We start from the raw sequence: 1,979 nt of genomic DNA, 5'->3' as shown, positions 1-1,979 counted from the left end.
AGTTTTGTCACTTACGGCATCTGTCGGCGGCAGGCGACTTTGATCTAGGTCAAAGCCGTTGAGAACCTTTGGGGTCATAGTTTTTGAGATTCGCCGCGGTCGTGCCGGGCCAAGGAGGGCGCGCACGGGCAGGAAGGACTCGCACGATGACTCACGATCTGGAGAGCGCCGCAGCGACGCTGGTCACCGACGGAAAAGGCATCCTCGCGGTCGACGAGACCGTCCCTACCTTGACCAGGCGGTTCGACACGTTGGAGATCGAGTCCACCGAGCAGAGCCGGCGCAGCTACCGGGAGATGCTGTTCACCACGGCGGGGCTCGCCGAGTTCATCAGCGGGGTTATCCTGCAGGATGAGACGATCCGCCAGAGGAGCGGCGACGGGGTGCCGTTCGCCGAGTTTCTCGTGGCCCGGGGCATCATGCCGGGCATCAAGGTCGATACCGGTGCCAGGGCGCTGGCCGGTTCCCGGGACGAAAATGTCACCGAGGGGCTCGATGGGCTGAGGGATCGCCTGTCCGAGTATCACAGCATGGGCGCCCGTTTCGCGAAATGGCGGGCGGTCATCCGCATCGCCGACGCCCTCCCCAGCCATGCATGCGTCAGCGCCAACGCGCACGCCCTCGCTCGGTACGCGGCGCTCTGCCAGGAGCAGGACCTCGTGCCGATCGTTGAGCCGGAAGTGCTGATGGATGGAACGCACACCATCCAACGCTGCGAGGAGGTCACGGACGCGGTCCTCCACGGCGTGTTCCACGCCCTGTTCGAGCAGGGTGTCGCGCTCGAATCCGTGCTGCTCAAACCCAGCATGGTCATCGCCGGCAAGGAATGCCTCCACCGATTGCCCGAGCAGGAGGTCGCGACCGCCACGCTCCGGTGCTTGCGCCGACATGTGCCCGCGGCGGTGCCCGGCATCGTTTTCCTGTCGGGCGGACAGGAGGACAGGTTGGCGACCGCCCATCTGGATGCGATCAATCGGCTGCCCGGGGCCAAGCCCTGGAAGATCACATTCTCGTATGGCCGCGCTCTGCAGGATCCGGCGCTGGAGGCATGGCACGGGCGGGAGGAAAACCTGAAGGCCGGACAGCAGGCGCTCTATCACCGGGCGCGTTGCAATGGAGTGGCCAGCCTCGGGACCTACACCGACGCGATGGAGGCCGATCCGGTCGGCAGTGGAAGCCTTGCCCGTCGCCACCAGTGGCACGACGACTAGTTCGGCCTGCGCGATGAAAGGAACAGCGGCGTCGCGGCAACCTGCGGGCCCGGAAACCCCGAAATTCGGGAGGAGATGATCATGGCGAATGCACTGTCGGAGAAGGAACGTGCCCTGATCGACGCATATTGGCGAGCCGCCAATTACCTATCCGTCGGGCAGATCTATCTCTACGACAACCCGCTGCTCAAGAAGCCCCTGAGCCAGGAGCATATAAAGCCACGGCTCCTTGGCCACTGGGGAACGACGCCGGGACTGAACTTCATCTACGCCCACCTGAATCGGCTGATCCGGAAGCACGACCTGGACGTGATCTATATCACCGGTCCCGGTCACGGCGGGCCCGGCCTGGTGGCGAACGCCTATCTCGAGGGGACCTACAGCGAGGTCTACCCGAATATTTCCACCGACGAGGCGGGCATGAAGCGCCTCTTCACCCAGTTCTCGTTTCCCGGCGGCATCCCCAGCCATGTGGCGCCGGAGACCCCGGGGTCGATGCATGAGGGCGGCGAGCTCGGCTATGCCCTGTCGCACGCCTACGGCGCCGCATTCGACAACCCCGACCTGATCGTCGCCTGCGTCGTTGGCGACGGCGAGGCGGAGACCGGGCCGCTGGCGACCAGCTGGCACTCGAACAAGTTCCTCAATCCGGTCACCGACGGGGTGGTGCTGCCGATCCTGCACCTCAACGGCTACAAGATCGCGAACCCCACGGTCCTGGCCCGGATCAGCCACGAGGAGCTGGACCACCTCTTCCGCGGATACGGA

1 protein-coding gene and 1 pseudogene are annotated in these 1,979 nt (G+C 65.0%); both read left to right on the top strand.

What is annotated here, in order from left to right:
- Window positions 1–146: 146 nt before the first annotated feature.
- On the top strand, window positions 147–1,211 hold the full coding sequence (locus tag FFK22_RS41590) for a class I fructose-bisphosphate aldolase (RefSeq protein ID WP_138893673.1): 1,065 nt from the start codon (window positions 147–149) through the stop codon (window positions 1,209–1,211).
- An 81-nt stretch (window positions 1,212–1,292) separates the two neighbouring features.
- Window positions 1,293–1,979, top strand: a pseudogene (locus FFK22_RS41585) (phosphoketolase); the annotation flags it as partial.

The organism is Mycobacterium sp. KBS0706 (genome assembly GCF_005938675.2).
In the GTDB taxonomy this organism is placed as follows: Bacteria; Pseudomonadota; Alphaproteobacteria; order DSM-16000; family Inquilinaceae; genus Inquilinus.
Note: the sequence above shows the minus strand (reverse complement) of the source record. Positions and strands in the feature narration are given on the sequence as shown.